This is a genomic window from Burkholderia multivorans ATCC BAA-247, from assembly GCF_000959525.1.
Lineage (GTDB): Bacteria > Pseudomonadota > Gammaproteobacteria > Burkholderiales > Burkholderiaceae > Burkholderia > Burkholderia multivorans.
This window is the reverse complement of the sequence record NZ_CP009831.1, coordinates 2,285,741-2,300,782: the sequence shown is the minus strand read 5'-3', so window position 1 is coordinate 2,300,782 and position 15,042 is coordinate 2,285,741. Positions and strand designations below refer to the sequence as shown.

Annotated in this window: 11 protein-coding genes; 9 read left to right on the top strand and 2 right to left on the bottom strand. The window is 66.4% G+C overall.

The annotated features are described in order from the left end of the window. Nucleotides 1-88: 88 nt before the first annotated feature. The 8 genes from NP80_RS12205 to NP80_RS12170 all read left to right on the top strand — a co-directional run bounded on the left by NP80_RS12205 (nucleotide 89) and on the right by NP80_RS12170 (nucleotide 12,452). Nucleotides 89-949 carry an alpha/beta hydrolase gene (locus NP80_RS12205; RefSeq protein WP_006397264.1) on the top strand — a complete coding sequence of 287 codons (861 nt, stop codon included), beginning with the start codon at nucleotides 89-91 and terminating at the stop codon, nucleotides 947-949. A gap of 31 nt (nucleotides 950-980) precedes the next feature. Further along, nucleotides 981-2,198: a multidrug efflux RND transporter periplasmic adaptor subunit CeoA gene (ceoA, locus tag NP80_RS12200; protein ID WP_006397263.1), complete on the top strand. Its 1,218-nt coding sequence runs from the start codon at nucleotides 981-983 to the stop codon at nucleotides 2,196-2,198. A gap of 45 nt (nucleotides 2,199-2,243) precedes the next feature. After that, complete coding sequence (gene ceoB / locus NP80_RS12195) at nucleotides 2,244-5,429, top strand: multidrug efflux RND transporter permease subunit CeoB (protein WP_006397262.1); 3,186 nt, start codon at nucleotides 2,244-2,246, stop codon at nucleotides 5,427-5,429. A gap of 10 nt (nucleotides 5,430-5,439) precedes the next feature. Beyond that, on the top strand, nucleotides 5,440-6,981 hold the full coding sequence (gene opcM, locus NP80_RS12190) for a multidrug efflux transporter outer membrane subunit OpcM (protein WP_006406839.1): 1,542 nt from the start codon (nucleotides 5,440-5,442) through the stop codon (nucleotides 6,979-6,981). Between the two features lie 493 nt (nucleotides 6,982-7,474). Next, on the top strand, nucleotides 7,475-7,900 hold the full coding sequence (locus NP80_RS12185) for a hypothetical protein (protein WP_170933559.1): 426 nt from the start codon (nucleotides 7,475-7,477) through the stop codon (nucleotides 7,898-7,900). Nucleotides 7,901-7,946: 46 nt separating this feature from the next. Next, the gene (locus NP80_RS12180) at nucleotides 7,947-9,581 is read left to right on the top strand and encodes an LVIVD repeat-containing protein (protein WP_035947705.1); all 1,635 of its coding nucleotides are present in this window, start codon (nucleotides 7,947-7,949) and stop codon (nucleotides 9,579-9,581) included. After that, complete coding sequence (locus NP80_RS12175) at nucleotides 9,581-10,915, top strand: hypothetical protein (protein ID WP_006406843.1); 1,335 nt, start codon at nucleotides 9,581-9,583, stop codon at nucleotides 10,913-10,915. The genes NP80_RS12180 and NP80_RS12175 overlap by 1 nt, the downstream gene beginning before the upstream one ends. Before the next feature lie 16 nt (nucleotides 10,916-10,931). After that, nucleotides 10,932-12,452, top strand: a complete 1,521-nt coding sequence (locus NP80_RS12170; protein ID WP_035947702.1) for a hypothetical protein — start codon at nucleotides 10,932-10,934, stop codon at nucleotides 12,450-12,452. Here NP80_RS12170 and NP80_RS12165 read toward each other — a convergent pair. Both NP80_RS12165 and NP80_RS12160 read right to left on the bottom strand, forming a co-directional pair. Then, complete coding sequence (locus NP80_RS12165) at nucleotides 12,415-13,386, bottom strand: helix-turn-helix transcriptional regulator (protein ID WP_223852683.1); 972 nt, start codon at nucleotides 13,384-13,386, stop codon at nucleotides 12,415-12,417. The two genes, NP80_RS12170 and NP80_RS12165, sit on opposite strands and share 38 nt — an antisense overlap. A 147-nt stretch (nucleotides 13,387-13,533) precedes the next feature. After that, nucleotides 13,534-14,424, bottom strand: coding sequence for a LysR family transcriptional regulator (locus NP80_RS12160; RefSeq protein ID WP_006411200.1), 891 nt, complete (start codon nucleotides 14,422-14,424; stop codon nucleotides 13,534-13,536). Between the two features lie 99 nt (nucleotides 14,425-14,523). Between NP80_RS12160 and NP80_RS12155 the strand changes: the two genes are divergently transcribed. Further along, the gene (locus NP80_RS12155) at nucleotides 14,524-14,964 is read left to right on the top strand and encodes a PACE efflux transporter (protein WP_006406847.1); all 441 of its coding nucleotides are present in this window, start codon (nucleotides 14,524-14,526) and stop codon (nucleotides 14,962-14,964) included. Nucleotides 14,965-15,042 lie beyond the last annotated feature (78 nt).

Genomic DNA, 15,042 nt, shown 5'->3' with positions numbered 1-15,042 from the left:
TTGAATTGTGTTGCCGGATTATAGGCATTTATCCGGATGTCTGCCGGACCCAGAATTCGATCCATCTCGAAATGGACGATGCATCGTCATGGACGCTTCCGAATTCAGCAAATTCCTGAAATCCGCACTGCCCGCCGAAGCCAGAGCCGGCGCGGCCCTGGCGGTCACGGAGCTGGAAATTCCGGGCTACGCGCAGGACATCGCGCTGCGCCTCTATCGCCGCCCCGACAAGACCGGGTTGCCAGTAGTGCTTTATTTCCACGGCGGCGGTTTCGTGCGCGGCACGCTCGACGACGCGGATTTCGCCGCGCGCTTTTTAGCAGAACGCTTACCGGCGCTCGTAGTGTCGGTCGACTATTCGCTCGCGCCCGCGTTTCCGTTTCCGGCCGCGCCGGAAGACGCGTATCGCGCGGCCGTCTGGGCCGCGACGCGCGCCCGCGCGTTCGGCGGCAATCCGAAGAAGATCGGCGTCGCGGGACACGACGCGGGCGGACAGCTCGCGAACTGCCTCGCGTTCATCGCGCGCGATCGCGGCGAAGTGCCGATCGTCGCGCAGGCGCTGTTCGGGCCGATGCTCGACCCGAGCATGACGCGCATCGGCGATGCCGAACGTCTCGCGTCGGACATCACCGCACGCGAATGCGCGGCCTGTTATCGCGCCTATCTGCCGCAGGCGTCGCAACGCATGCATCCGTACGCGGCGCCGCTCGAGTCGGTGCGCCTCTCGGGGCTGCCGCCGACGCTGATCGTCACCGCGCAGAACGACGTGCTGCACGTCGAAGCGGAGAAATACGCGGGCTGCCTGATTTCGTCGGGCGTGCTGACGCAGGTGATCCGCTATCCGGACGTCACGCATGCCGCGCTCGCGACGCACGAAGCCGCCTTCGACGAAGCCGTGCGCTTCTTCCAGTGCCGCTTCCAGGCGCGCCAGCCGAATCGCAACGAATAACCAATCCAATCCACGCTTACCGGAGATCTACATGGCCATCCTACGCACCTCCCGCTCCCGCATCGCGACCGCTGCGGTCGCGACGCTCGCCGTCGTCGGCCTCGGGACGTTCGGCGCGATGCGCGTGAACGCGAACGCGCCCGAGAAGGCCGCCGCCCCGCTGACGGAAGTCGACGTCGCGACGGTCGTTCCGCAGACCGTGACCGACTGGCAAAGCTATTCGGGCCGCCTCGAGGCGGTCGAGAAGGTCGACGTGCGCCCGCAGGTATCGGGCACGATCGTCGCGGTGAACTTCAAGGACGGCGCGCTCGTGAAGAAGGGCGACGTGCTGTTCGTGATCGATCCGCGCCCGTACCAGGCCGAAGTCGACCGCGCCGCCGCACAGCTCGCGGCCGCGCAGGCACGCAACGGCTACGCGCAGAGCGACTGGCAGCGCGCGCAGCGGCTGATCGGCGACAACGCGATCGCCAAGCGCGACTACGACGAGAAGCAGAACGCCGCGCGCGAAGCGGCCGCGAACCTCAAGGCGGCCGAAGCCGCGCTCGAGACCGCGCGCATCAATCTCGGCTATACGCGGATCACCGCGCCCGTGTCGGGCCGCGTGTCGCGCGCGGAGATCACGCTCGGCAACGTCGTGTCGGCCGGTGCATCGGCGCCGCCGCTCACGACGCTCGTGTCGGTGTCGCCGATCTACGCGTCGTTCGACGCGGACGAGCAGACCTATCTGCAATACATCAACGGCGCGCGCAACGGCCGCAAGGTGCCGGTCGAACTCGGCCTCGCCAACGAGACCGGCTATTCGCGCAGCGGCGAGATCGATTCGGTCGACAACCGGCTCGATACGTCGTCCGGCACGATCCGCGTGCGCGCGCGTTTCGACAACGCCGACGGCACGCTCGTCCCGGGCCTGTATGCACGCGTGAAGGTCGGCGGCAGCGCGCCGCATGCCGCGCTGCTCGTCGACGATGCGGCGATCAACACCGATCAGGACAAGAAGTTCGTGTTCGTCGTCGATCAGCAGGGCCGCGTGTCGTATCGCGAAGTGCAGCCGGGCATGCAGCACGGCAATCAGCGCGTGATCGTGAGCGGCCTGGCCGCCGGCGACCGCGTGATCGTGAACGGCACGCAGCGCGTGCGCCCCGGCGAGCAGGTGAAGCCGCACATGGTGCCGATGACGGGCGGCGACGCACCGTCGGCGCCGATCGCGAGCACGGCGAAGCCGGCCGCTCCGGCGAAGGCGGATTCGTAAGCGGCGCGCCGCTTCGCATCCGCGTTCAACCAGACAGAGTCACCCATGAACATATCCAAATTCTTTATCGACCGGCCGATCTTCGCAGGGGTGCTATCGGTGCTCATCCTGCTCGGCGGGGTGATCGCGATGTTCCTGCTGCCGATTTCGGAATATCCGGAAGTCGTGCCGCCTTCGGTGATCGTGAAGGCGCAGTATCCGGGCGCGAACCCGAAGGTGATCGCCGAGACGGTCGCATCGCCGCTCGAAGAGCAGATCAACGGCGTCGAGGACATGCTCTACATGCAGTCGCAGGCGAACAGCGACGGCAACATGACGATCACCGTCACGTTCAAGCTCGGCACCGATCCGGACAAGGCCACGCAGCTCGTGCAGAACCGCGTGAACCAGGCGCTGCCGCGCCTGCCGGAAGACGTGCAGCGGCTCGGCATCACGACCGTGAAAAGCTCGCCGACGCTGACGATGGTCGTCCACCTGATCTCGCCGGACAACCGCTACGACATGACGTATCTGCGCAACTACGCGCTGATCAACGTGAAGGATCGCTTGTCGCGGATCCAGGGCGTCGGCCAGGTACAGCTGTGGGGCTCGGGCGACTACGCGATGCGCGTGTGGCTCGATCCGCAGAAGGTCGCGCAGCGCGGGCTCGCCGCCGAAGACGTCGTGCAGGCGATCCGCGAGCAGAACGTGCAGGTCGCGGCCGGCGTGATCGGCGCGTCGCCATCGCTGCCCGGCACGCCGCTGCAGCTGTCGGTGAACGCGCGCGGCCGTCTGCAGACCGAGGAAGAATTCGGCGACATCGTCGTGAAGACGACGCCGGACGGCGGCGTCACGCATCTGCGCGACATCGCGCGCATCGAGCTCGACGCGTCGGAATACGGCCTGCGCTCGCTGCTCGACAACAAGCCGGCCGTCGCGATGGCGATCAACCAGTCGCCGGGCGCGAACTCGCTGCAGATCTCCGACGAAGTGCGCAAGACGATGGCCGAGCTGAAGCAGGACATGCCGGCCGGCGTCGACTACAAGATCGTCTACGACCCGACGCAGTTCGTGCGTTCGTCGATCAAGGCCGTCGTGCATACGCTGCTCGAAGCGATCGCGCTCGTCGTGATCGTCGTGATCGTGTTCCTGCAGACGTGGCGTGCATCGATCATTCCGCTGATCGCGGTGCCGGTGTCGATCGTCGGTACGTTCTCGCTGCTGCTCGGCTTCGGCTATTCGATCAATGCGCTGTCGCTGTTCGGGATGGTGCTCGCGATCGGGATCGTCGTCGACGATGCGATCGTCGTCGTCGAGAACGTCGAGCGCAACATCGAGAACGGGATGAGCGCGCGGCAGGCGACCTACAAGGCGATGCAGGAAGTGAGCGGGCCGATCATCGCAATCGCGCTGACGCTCGTCGCGGTGTTCGTGCCGCTCGCGTTCATGTCGGGCCTGACCGGCCAGTTCTACAAGCAGTTCGCGATGACGATCGCGATCTCGACGGTGATCTCGGCGTTCAACTCGCTGACGCTGTCGCCGGCGCTGTCCGCGATTCTGCTGAAGGGTCACGGCGACAAGGAAGACTGGCTCACGCGCGTCATGAACCGCGTGCTCGGCGGCTTCTTCCGGCGCTTCAACAAGCTGTTCCATCGCGGCGCGGAGAACTACGGCCGCGGCGTGCGCGGCGTGCTGTCGCGCAAGGCCGTGATGCTGGGCGTGTATCTCGTGCTGGTCGGCGCGACCGTGCTCGTGTCGAAGATCGTGCCGGGCGGCTTCGTGCCCGCGCAGGACAAGGAATACCTGATCGCGTTCGCGCAGCTGCCGAACGGTGCGTCGCTCGACCGCACCGAGAAGGTGATTCGCGACATGGGGTCGATCGCGCTGAAGCAGCCGGGCGTCGAGAGCGCCGTCGCGTTCCCGGGGCTGTCGGTGAACGGCTTCACGAACAGCTCGAGCGCGGGCATCGTGTTCGTCACGCTGAAGCCGTTCTCGGAGCGGCACGGCAAGGCGCTGTCGGCCGGTGCTATCGCGGGCGCGCTGAATCAGCAGTACGCAAGCATCAAGGATTCGTTCGTCGCGGTGTTCCCGCCGCCGCCGGTGCTCGGCCTCGGCACGCTCGGCGGTTTCAAGATGCAGATCGAGGATCGCGGTGCGGTCGGCTATGCGAAGCTGTCGGATGCGACCAACGACTTCATCAAGCGTGCGCAGCAGGCGCCCGAACTCGGCCCGCTGTTTACGAGCTACCAGATCAACGTACCGCAGCTCAACGTCGATCTCGATCGCGTGAAGGCGAAGCAGCTCGGCGTGTCGGTGACGGACGTGTTCAACACGATGCAGGTGTATCTCGGTTCGCTGTACGTGAACGACTTCAACCGCTTCGGACGCGTGTATCAGGTGCGCGTGCAGGCCGATGCGCCGTTCCGTCAGCGCGCGGACGACATCCTGCAGCTGAAGACGCGCAATGCTGCCGGCGAGATGGTGCCGCTGTCGTCGCTCGTGACCGTGACGCCGACGTTCGGCCCCGAAATGGTCGTGCGCTACAACGGCTACACGGCAGCCGACATCAACGGCGGCCCGGCGCCCGGCTATTCGTCGGGGCAGGCGCAGGCCGCGATCGAGCGCATCGCGCACGAAACGCTGCCGCGCGGCGTGCGGTTCGAGTGGACCGACCTCACGTACCAGCAGATCCTGGCCGGCGATTCGGCGATCTGGGTGTTCCCGATCAGCGTGCTGCTCGTGTTCCTCGTGCTCGCCGCGCTGTACGAAAGCCTGACGCTGCCGCTCGCGGTGATCCTGATCGTGCCGATGAGCATTCTGTCGGCGCTGACCGGCGTATGGCTCACGCACGGCGACAACAACATCTTCACGCAGATCGGCTTGATGGTGCTGGTGGGGCTGTCGGCGAAGAACGCGATCCTGATCGTCGAATTCGCGCGCGAGCTCGAACACGACGGCAAGACGCCGCTCGAGGCCGCGATCGAGGCGAGCCGGCTGCGTCTGCGCCCGATCCTGATGACGTCGATCGCCTTCATCATGGGCGTCGTGCCGCTCGTCACGTCGACGGGCGCGGGCTCGGAGATGCGCCATGCGATGGGTGTCGCGGTGTTCTTCGGGATGCTCGGCGTCACGCTGTTCGGGCTGATGCTGACGCCGGTGTTCTACGTCGTGCTGCGCACGCTCGCGGGCGGCAAGATTCACGTCGCCGGCAAGGATTCGGCCGGTTACGGCGTGCCCGCACCGGATGCTTGAGGACAACAAGATGGACAACATGCACAACACAAACGGCCTGATGCGTATCGCGAAGGTGGCGGCCGCAAGCACGCTGCTCGCGACGCTGCTCGCCGCGTGCGCGGTGGGCCCCGACTACAAGCGCCCGGACGTCACGACGCCCGCGGCGTTCAAGGAAGCGCCGACGCTCGCGCCCGGCGAGCAGGCCGGCACGTGGAAGCCGGCCGAGCCCGCCGATGGCGCGCATCGCGGCGAATGGTGGAAGGTGTTCGGCGATCCCGTGCTCGACGCGCTCGAGGAACAGGCGCTCGCCGCGAACCAGAACCTGAAGGCCGCGGCCGCACGCGTCGAGGAGGCGCGCGCCGCGACGCGCACCGCGCGCTCGCAGTGGTTCCCGCAGGTCGGCGTCGGCTTCGGGCCGACGCGCGAAGGGCTTTCGTCGGCGTCGCAGTTCCAGCCGCAGGGCACGGGGCCGACCAACGCGACGCTGTGGCGCGCGCAGGGCACCGTGTCGTACGAGGCCGACCTGTTCGGCCGCGTGAGCCGCAACGTCGAGGCGTCGCGCGCCGATCAGGCGCAAAGCGAAGCGCTGTTCCGTTCGGTGCAGCTCGCGCTGCAGGCCGACGTCGCGCAGAACTACTTCGAACTGCGCCAGCTCGATTCGGATCAGGACTTGTACCGCCGCACGGTGGAACTGCGCGAGGAGGCGCTGAAGCTCGTGCAGCGCCGGTTCAACGAAGGCGACATCAGCGAGCTCGACGTGTCGCGTGCGAAGAACGAGCTTGCGTCGGCGCAGGCCGATGCGGTCGGCGTCGCGCGCCGCCGCGCGGCGTCCGAGCATGCGCTCGCCATTCTGCTCGGCAAGGCGCCGGCCGATTTCGCGTTCAAGGAAACGCCGCTCGTGCCGGTCGCGGTGAAGATTCCGCCGGGATTGCCGTCCGCGCTGCTCGAACGCCGTCCGGACGTCGCGGCGGCCGAGCGTGCGATGGCGGCTGCGAACGCACGGATCGGGCTCGCGAAGTCCGCGTATTTCCCGAAGCTCGACATCACCGGATCGTTCGGCTATGAAGCGTCGACGCTCGGCAACCTGTTCCTGTGGTCGAGCCGCACGTTCCTGCTCGGCCCGTTCGCGGGCACCGCGCTGACGCTGCCGCTGTTCGACGGCGGACGCCGCGCGGCCGGTGTGCAGCAGGCGCGCGCGCAGTACGACGAACAGGTCGCGAACTATCGGCAGCAGGTGCTCGTCGCGTTCCGCGAGGTCGAGGACAATCTCGCCGATCTGCGGCTGCTCGACGATCAGATCCGCGCGCAGAATGCGGCCGTCAATGCGTCGCGCCGTGCGGCGACGCTGTCGCGGACGCAGTATCAGGAAGGTGAAGTCGCGTATCTCGACGTGATCGACAGCGAGCGCTCGGTGCTGCAGTCGCAGCTGCAGGCGAATCAGTTGACGGGTGCGCAGGCGGTGTCGACGGTGAACCTGATCCGTGCGCTGGGCGGCGGCTGGGGGGATATGCCGGCGTCGACGGCGGTCGGCGATGCGGCGACGGGCACGCAGGACGTCGCCGTGCGGTGAGATGGCCGCCGGTGCCGGTGGTGGGGCGGTCGCCACACATCGCCGACACCGACATTCGATTGACGAAGGCAGATGAAAGCCGGAAGAACCCGATCCCTGGTGACGCGGATCGGGTTTTTTTATGCATGCCGCTCGCGCTCCGCCGTACGTCCGCTCGGCAAGCGCGACCACGTATCGGCCAACCGCGGCGGCGATACGCTCGGCCACGCGTTCCGCGCGTGGCCGACACGCTGAATCCCGCCGTCCTCGGCGCGCTTCCGGGCAAGCCCTCCTGCCGGGCTCCGGTACCTTTTCCGGCCACCCCATCCGCCGAAACGAGGTCGGCACCGTGCGTCGTCCGTCGCCGCCACTGGGGTTACTCGGTACGCAATTTCTCGACAGTCCGCAATAAGCCGATATCTCGCCGCGGCACCGCTCACTACCATCCATCGATATCGAATCCACCCGATGGGCGGGCGGTTTGACGGAGCCACATCGCGTGGCGCAAGTGCCGATGGAACGAAGCACGAGCATCGAGGAAGGGCCGCGGCCGTGGCGCAGGCGCGCGCCGGCATGGATCGCGATCGCATTGGCGCTGTTGCTGGCGTACGGCGTCGCCAGGCATGTGCCGCGCGCATCGCCGGCACCGCCGGAGCAACGGCATTTCTCCGTCTACGTGGATCGCGGCAGGGCGCCGTGGGAGCGGCCGGTGATCGCGATACGCGAAGGCGTGCCCGTGCATATCGACGTGCATGCGACGGAAACCGGCGTCCTGATGGTGCACGAAATCCCGGGCGCGTTGGCGGCATGCGCGTCCGGCGGTGCGCAGTCGCTGGACATTCTCCCGATCGGCATCACCGGGCGTTTCTCGCTGCATTTCCACAGCCGGACAGGCGACACGATCGAAGTCGCCGTGATCGAAATCTATCCGGCGCCGTGACCGTCGCGCATTTTCATCACGACAAACAACACCGAAGGAGACAACGATGCAACTACCGATTCGCACAGCGTTCGCGCTGTCGCTCTGCATGTTCGTGCTGGCCGGTTGCGGCGGGGAAGCCGACGACACGTCGGCCGCCGCGCCCGGCGTGTCCGTGGCCGACTATGTCGTCCCGCGTGTGCCGAGCTGCAGCCCGGGCGATACGCCGGAGACCGCGCTGCAAGGGCAGGTTCCCGCCGCGTTACGACAAGCCGGATTCGGCGGCTTCAGCTGCAACCTCAAGCGCGTCAGCCAGGTTCAGGGCGAAGGTGCGTCGTGGTCGGCCGCCACCTATACCGACAGGAAAGGTCAGACCTGCTTCTATCACGCGACGATGGGCGCCAGCGCGCTGTTCGCCAATCCCGATGCGCCGCCACGCGTGAACCCGGGCGTGCCGGTGATCGACATCACCCACCCGGCGCAGCCGGTGCGGGTGACTTCGCTGACCTCGACGTCGATGATCGATCCGTGGGAATCGCTGCGAGTGAACGTCGCGCGCGGGATCCTCGCTGCCGACAACGGCCTGGGCGGCGGCGGCGGTCCGGAGATCGACCTGTACGACATCGCTTCGGATTGCACGCGTCCGCAGTTGCTGGCCAGCGTGCCCGTCGGCACGGGCGAGGACGGCGGTATCGTACCGACGACCAAGTCGCTCGGTCACGAAGGCGGATTTTCACCCGACGGGCTCACGTATTACGTCGGCGGCGCCTTCACGAAAAGCTACTACGCGATCGACCTGACCGTGCCGACCCGGCCGAAGATGATTTCCGCGATCAGTCTGCCGGAGCTCGGCATGGGCAGCTTTTCGCACGGCCTGTCGGTGAGCCAGGACGGGACGCGCGCATACTTCGTTGCGTCGGGGAACGGCGGCGCGGCCGTCGGCATGGGCGCGCCGCCGCTGAACGATGCCAACGCGACCGGCGACAACGGCTTTTTCGTCGTCGACACCAGCGAAGTGCAGAGCCGGCGTCCCAACGCGAAGATGCACCGCATCGCGACCGTGCCGGTGCGAAACGGGAGCATTGCGCAGCATACGATCTCGTTCGCCGTGGCAGGCAAACCGTATCTGATCGAAGTCGACGAGGGCGGGGGCGGCGGGCTCCAGGACCCGGGCGCAACGGCCGTCAAGGCCGCGTGCAACGCCGGCGTGGCGCCATTCCCGATGGGGCACATCTACGACATGTCCAACGAAGCCGCGCCCCGGCTGGTGTCGGAGCTCCGGCTCGAAACGCACGCGATCGCGAACTGCAGCAAGGTCATTCCCGATATCGCAGGCCTGACCACGTTCACGTACGGCGCGCACTACTGCAGCGTCGATAACCGGCAAAACGCGACGGCGCTCGCGTGCAGTTACTTCAACTCCGGCATTCGCGTGTTCGACATCCGCGATCCGTCGAAGCCGAAGGAGATCGCGTACTACAACCCGGCTTCCGTGAAGTCGCCCGGCGCGGGCTCCGCGCACCTCATGTTCGGCCAGTACCGTGCGGGCGGGCCGGACTGGTGCGCGTCGCGTCTCGATTTCGATTTCGACCGCCATCTGCTGACCACCGCGTGCCAGGACAACGGCATGCTTGTGCTGTCGTTCGAGAACGGCAGTTGGCCGTTCCCGGAAAGCACGAAGGCAACGGAGATCGGAAATTGATGCGCTTTCACGGTGGCTGGCTGGTTTGCGCGATCGCGCTCGCGATGCCGCTGAGGTGTGCCGGTTTCGAAGCCGACGTGCACTTTGGCCTCACGCTGTGGCTCGCACGGCAGGCCGGCTTCGCGCCGCCCGACGCCGAGGCCATTGCACTCGCGGATCAGCGCATCGATGCAGGGTCGATCGAGTACATGACGTCTCCGCTGCAGTACGCGTGCCTGTCGCGCTTTCTTCCCGATGCCGTCGATGCGCAGGCTCGGCACTATCCGGGCACACGGACCGTGCCGGCCGATGCGCAGGCAAGAGCAGTCGCGCCCGGGGGGCCGGCGGCGCTCGCGCCCATCGACGCGGCGCTCGTCAAGGCGGGCGGCGGCAAGGCCGCGTTCATGCTGGGCGAATTCGGACGCGCGCTTCATGGCTGGCAGGATTCGTGGGCGCATCGCGGTGTGCCATCCGTTCCGGACTGGAGCCGCGACGGAATCATGTGCGATGCCGGCCTCGCGATGGCCGCTCCACTCGATCAACCCACGCCGTCGAGCCACGCGGCCGAACTGACCTGGCGTCGGGCGGCCGACGTGGAGTCGATGGCGCAGGCGACCTATCTTCAGATGACGAGGTATCCGAATATCAATGGAGCGGCGCGGCGGGCCGTACCGTGGGATCAGGTGCGGCAACGGCTTCCCGGGTTCATCGCCGCACGAACGAAGCGCGCCAAATCCGACTGGTTCGTCGCGAACGGTATCGCCGATACGTCGTTTCTCGACGGCATCAGTCTGCCTGACGGGCCTGCGTGGAAAGCCGTACGATGGCGCGGGCGGCGCGACCTGCCCGTGCCGCTGCCGTCGGCGGTGCAGCCCGGCGTCGACAAGGACATCGTCGATTTCTACACGGGCTTTTTCAGCGACTGGGTCACGACGTCGCCGGTCGACAAGCGCTGGTTGCCCGCGATTTCGGCCGCGCGCGGGCAGAAGCCCGACAATGCGCTGGTCGACGCGCTCGTCGGATGGAGGCTGAGGGATCATGGTGCGTATCTGGCCGGCGAAGGTCTGCCTCGTTCTACGGCGCATTCGTCCTCGCCTGCGCGCAACCGCGCATCGTTCCAGGTGTTCACGTCACTGAACGATGCCGTGCTGCCGTTGATCGTCGAGGGCGAGAAACCGTCGCCCGTCCTGCCTTTCCTGATATTTGCGCTGCCGCGCTCGAGCGATGGCAACCTGCGCGCCGTTGCACTCGTCAAATTGCTCGACTCGCCGTACGACACCCTCGGGATCGTGTCGGAGAAGCGCAATGGAATCGGCTGGAAGGTGACGGGGTGGGTCTCGTCCGCCGACTACTGATCGGGAAAACGTCGAAATGTGTGACGACATCGCGCATGAATCGGCGCGCGCGCACGGCCGCGTCGGACGCTCCGCATCGTGCGGAAAGGGACGGTTGAGCGCCGCGCTCGCATCGATTGCCCTGTGCATGCCAACCGGAGCGAACGCGCATGCGTGGAACATCCCGTACTACCTCCCGGTGCCGTTGTGGCTGTATGCGTATGCGGCGACGGGCACGCTGATCGTGTCTTTCATGATCCTCGCGTTTGCGTCGGGTGCGCGCGCCCCCGAGCCGGGACGGCAACCGGAAACCCGGGCGAAAGCGCTGCGAATTCCGGCGTCGCTCATGAACGCAGGACAAATCGCGAGCGCGGTATTCGTCGCGCTCCTCGTCGTTGCCGGCATCGCGGGAACCGCGAATCCGTTCCTGAATCCTGCGATGTCGGGTTTCTGGATCTGGTTCTATCTGGGTGCTTTGTATGTCAGCGCGATACTGGGCGACGTTTATGCGTTCACCAATCCGCTTGCGCTGCTGTTGCGGGCCGCCTCACGCTGTTTGCCCGTGCTGGAACGCGGGCGCTATCGCTATCCGCCACGCGTCGCTTCATGGCCCGCGTTGGGCGGCTACATCGCGCTCATTGCGCTGGAACTGTTCGGGGCGGGACGGCCGCGCGACGTCGGTCTGTTCCTCGTCGTGTATGTCTTGTATGCGCTGACCGGTGCGTTCTGCTTCGGTCGCGAGCGCTGGCTTGCCCACGGCGATACGTTCGGCGTGCTGTGCAGGCTATGCGCGAGGCTGTCGCCGCTGAAATGGCGTCGGGCAGCCCGCGGTCACGTGATCGTGGAATGGAGAAACCCGATTGCCGACATGTCGCGCGACGGGCTGGCGGATACCGGCATCGTCGCGATGCTGTCGTTCATGCTGTCGTCTACCGCTTACGACGGGTTGCGCGATACGGCTACGTGGAACGGGTTCTTCTGGCGCAGCATCTATCCACACGTCGTCGATCTGTTTCCGTCGATTGGCGGGCACTACGCCTTTTCAGCGGAAATTCTGCTGACGTGGCAATGGCTGGCGTTCGCGACCATCGGCATCGCGTACTACCTGGTGTTCCTCGGCTGCTGCACCGCGGGCGCGACCTGTACGCGGTCGTCTTCGGGCGGGGCGTTTTTCTCGCGGCAGTTCTGCCTGATACTGCTGCCGATCGCGTTTTTCTATAACGTCTGTCATTACTTCACGCTGTTCTGGGATCAAGGGCGGCAGATCGTCCGGCTCGTGTCCGATCCGCTGGGGCTCGGGTGGAATCTACTGCCGATGGCCGCCGCGGCCGATGAAGTGTCTGCGACTCAGGCGCTCATCGACGTCGGATACATCTGGCATGCGCAGGTGCTGTTGATTCTCGCGGGGCACGTCGTGAGCGTGATGCTCACGCACGCGATTGCCGCCCGGAGCGGCAGTCGGGCAGGAAGGTCGACCGTCGGCCAGTTGCCGCTGCTGGTGCTGACGATCGCATTGACGATCACCGGCCTGTGGATTCTCTCGCTTCCGCTGGCGTAGCGGTGGCGGCGCGCGGCTTGAGTGCGGACGGCGACACACCCCATCGCTTGCGAAATGTCGCCGAAAAGTGGCTGGCCGACGAGAAGCCACAGTCGAGCGCGGCTTCCGTCACGTCGCATTCTCCTCGCTCGATCAGACGGCGGGCCGCTTGAAGGCGATTCTCGATGATGTACTGGTGCGGCGTCAGTCCGTTGGCCTTTCTGAAGCTCCGAATGAACGAATAGAGATCGCCCGGATAGCCGACGGCATCGGCCACCATCGTCAGCGTCAGGGGGCCGCGGAAATGGTCCCTGATGTATTCGCCGGCCTTGTGCATCATGCCGGCACGCGCATATTGCTTCGCCTGTGGCCGCGACTCCAGATGCAGCATGCGGTGCAGCGCGGCGCATCCGAGCGCCTCCGCGTAGGTCGGCCCCTGCGGCATCCCCGCGACGGCATCTTCATGGAGGCTGCGGACGATTTGCGCGAGCAGGTCGTCGATTACGTCCATCCGGAGCGTTGCCGACGCAAACCACACGTCGCTTTGCAGTCCCGTCCGCGACAGCCATGACGGTTCGAAGTGGACGCTGATCCATTCGATTTCATCGGACCACCGGCCGGAAAACGAAAAGCCGGGCGGAACGTAAGCCAGCGGCCCGTGGATGCGGGCCCGTGTCCACCGGCCATCGGTCGTTCGCAGTTCGAGCGTCGCCGGCGCCCGCAGGTACATGGCCAGGATCGGGCCGGTCGTCTCCAGATCGACGATTTCCGTTGCGCCGGCGATGTAGTGCTCGATCGATACCGCGGCGAACGATGGTGCGACGGGCTGCCTTTTCCACTTGTGCGGCGGATGCCAGCTTACGCGGCTTCCGTTCGGCGCAAGCGCGCAGACGTCCCTCATGGCTGGCCGGCTGATCACGCGTTCTCCTTTCGTCCGATCTGGCGAGCGATTCATGACATGCGATTCGATGCCGCGACGGCTTCGTGCGAGCGAACCCACTGTAGGCCGCGATGCTTACTGGATACTTACCTGACGACGTGTGCGCGCCGGGCGGCGTGACCGCCCCGTAATGGCGGCTGCAGCGGCTTTTTGCCGCCACCGCTACGGACGGTCGGCGGTACCCTGCAACGCCCGCAGCAGTTCTCCTGCCGCCTTGCCGAGCCCCGTATGCTTCGGCCTGCGCAAATACACCGGCAGTGGCAGCCCGTTGCGGATGTTCGCGAAGCGCAGCGGCACCAGTTCGCGCGCGGCGACATGCGCGCCGATCGCCGATTCCGGCAAGTTTGCCCACCCGTGCCCGGCCTTGACGAGCGCGATCGCGGTTGCCATGTCGGTCACTTTCCACGTGCGGTTGCCGATCACGGGGCGCACGTCGGTCAGCGGCCGGTCTGGATCGGCGATCACGATCTGCCGGAAGCCCGACAGCTGCTCGATCGCTTCCGGATGCGCGGCTTCGGCGATCAGCGGATGAGTCGGCGTGGCGACCGCGACGAGCGTCTCGGTCCACAGCGCGTGGATCTGTTCCTGCGGATGAAGATCGACCCCGCCGTACGCGACGCACAGATCGACGGCGCCGCGATGCAGTGCATCGACGATCGCGTCCTGCGGCGCCGTGACGATGCTGACCGCTAGCGCCGGATATGTCGCGGAGACTGCCGCGAGCGCGCGTGCGACGGGCGCGCCGTCGACTTCCGCGGCGAGACCGAGCCGCAGCGTGTCCTCGACGCCTTCCGACAGATGCTGCGCATGCGCGCGCAGCGCGTGCAGCCGCTCGGCAATCGCGCGCGCATCGGGCAGCAGCGCGGCCATTGCGGCCGTTGGTGTCGGTTCGCGCGTGCCGCGGTCGAACAGCACGAGGTCGAGCTCGGCCTCGAGATTCGCAATGGCCATGCTGATCGCCGACGGCGTGCGGCCGAGCGCCCGCGCGGCCGCCGAGAACGAGCCCTTGTCGATGACGGTCAGCAGCATGTCGATGTGGTCGCTGGTCAGCATGCGATGCCTCCTGTCAGAAAAATTGAAAGGACATGACTTTTGCAGGCGGGGGACGCGCTGCTAGTCTCGCCACCTTGTTCGATTCGAAGGGAGCGATTCATGCAGGGCTGGAAGAGACGCGTAGTTTACGTCGTGATGTTCGAGGCGCTCGGGATCCTGATCGCGTCGACGGTGCTCGGCGCGTTGAGCGGCGCGAGCGTGGAGACGAGCGGTCTGCTCGGCGTCATGATCTCGACGACGGGCGTCACCGTCAATTTCGTCTACAACCTTGCGTTCGAGGCGTGGGAGCGGCGGCGCGCGGCGACGACGCGCACGGTCGGTCGCCGCGTCGTGCATGCGGTCGGATTCCAGGTCGCGCTCGTGACCTTCCTGATTCCGCTGATCGCGTGGTGGCTCGATGTATCGCTGCTCCAGGCGTTCCTGTTCGACGCCGTGCTGATCGTGTTCTTCCCGATCTTCACGTTCGTGTACAACTGGTCGTTCGATTGCGTGTTCGGCCTGCCGGATGCGGTGACGCGCAACGGCGAGCCGGCGGCTTGAAGCCGCGCGCTGCGTGTATGGCGAAACGGAGGCGTCGGCGATGCACGCCGGATGATGAAGACGCGACGCGGGCGGTCC

Coding starts and splice junctions, on each gene's coding strand:
- NP80_RS12160 (WP_006411200.1), bottom strand. CDS start 14,424: ATGCTGACCAGCGACCACATCGACATGCTGCTGACCGTCATCGACAAG.
- NP80_RS12155 (WP_006406847.1), top strand. CDS start 14,524: ATGCAGGGCTGGAAGAGACGCGTAGTTTACGTCGTGATGTTCGAGGCG.
- NP80_RS12175 (WP_006406843.1), top strand. CDS start 9,581: ATGCGCTTTCACGGTGGCTGGCTGGTTTGCGCGATCGCGCTCGCGATG.
- opcM (WP_006406839.1), top strand. CDS start 5,440: ATGGACAACATGCACAACACAAACGGCCTGATGCGTATCGCGAAGGTG.
- NP80_RS12180 (WP_035947705.1), top strand. CDS start 7,947: ATGCAACTACCGATTCGCACAGCGTTCGCGCTGTCGCTCTGCATGTTC.
- NP80_RS12185 (WP_170933559.1), top strand. CDS start 7,475: ATGGAACGAAGCACGAGCATCGAGGAAGGGCCGCGGCCGTGGCGCAGG.
- NP80_RS12170 (WP_035947702.1), top strand. CDS start 10,932: ATGTGTGACGACATCGCGCATGAATCGGCGCGCGCGCACGGCCGCGTC.
- NP80_RS12165 (WP_223852683.1), bottom strand. CDS start 13,386: ATGAATCGCTCGCCAGATCGGACGAAAGGAGAACGCGTGATCAGCCGG.
- NP80_RS12205 (WP_006397264.1), top strand. CDS start 89: ATGGACGCTTCCGAATTCAGCAAATTCCTGAAATCCGCACTGCCCGCC.
- ceoA (WP_006397263.1), top strand. CDS start 981: ATGGCCATCCTACGCACCTCCCGCTCCCGCATCGCGACCGCTGCGGTC.
- ceoB (WP_006397262.1), top strand. CDS start 2,244: ATGAACATATCCAAATTCTTTATCGACCGGCCGATCTTCGCAGGGGTG.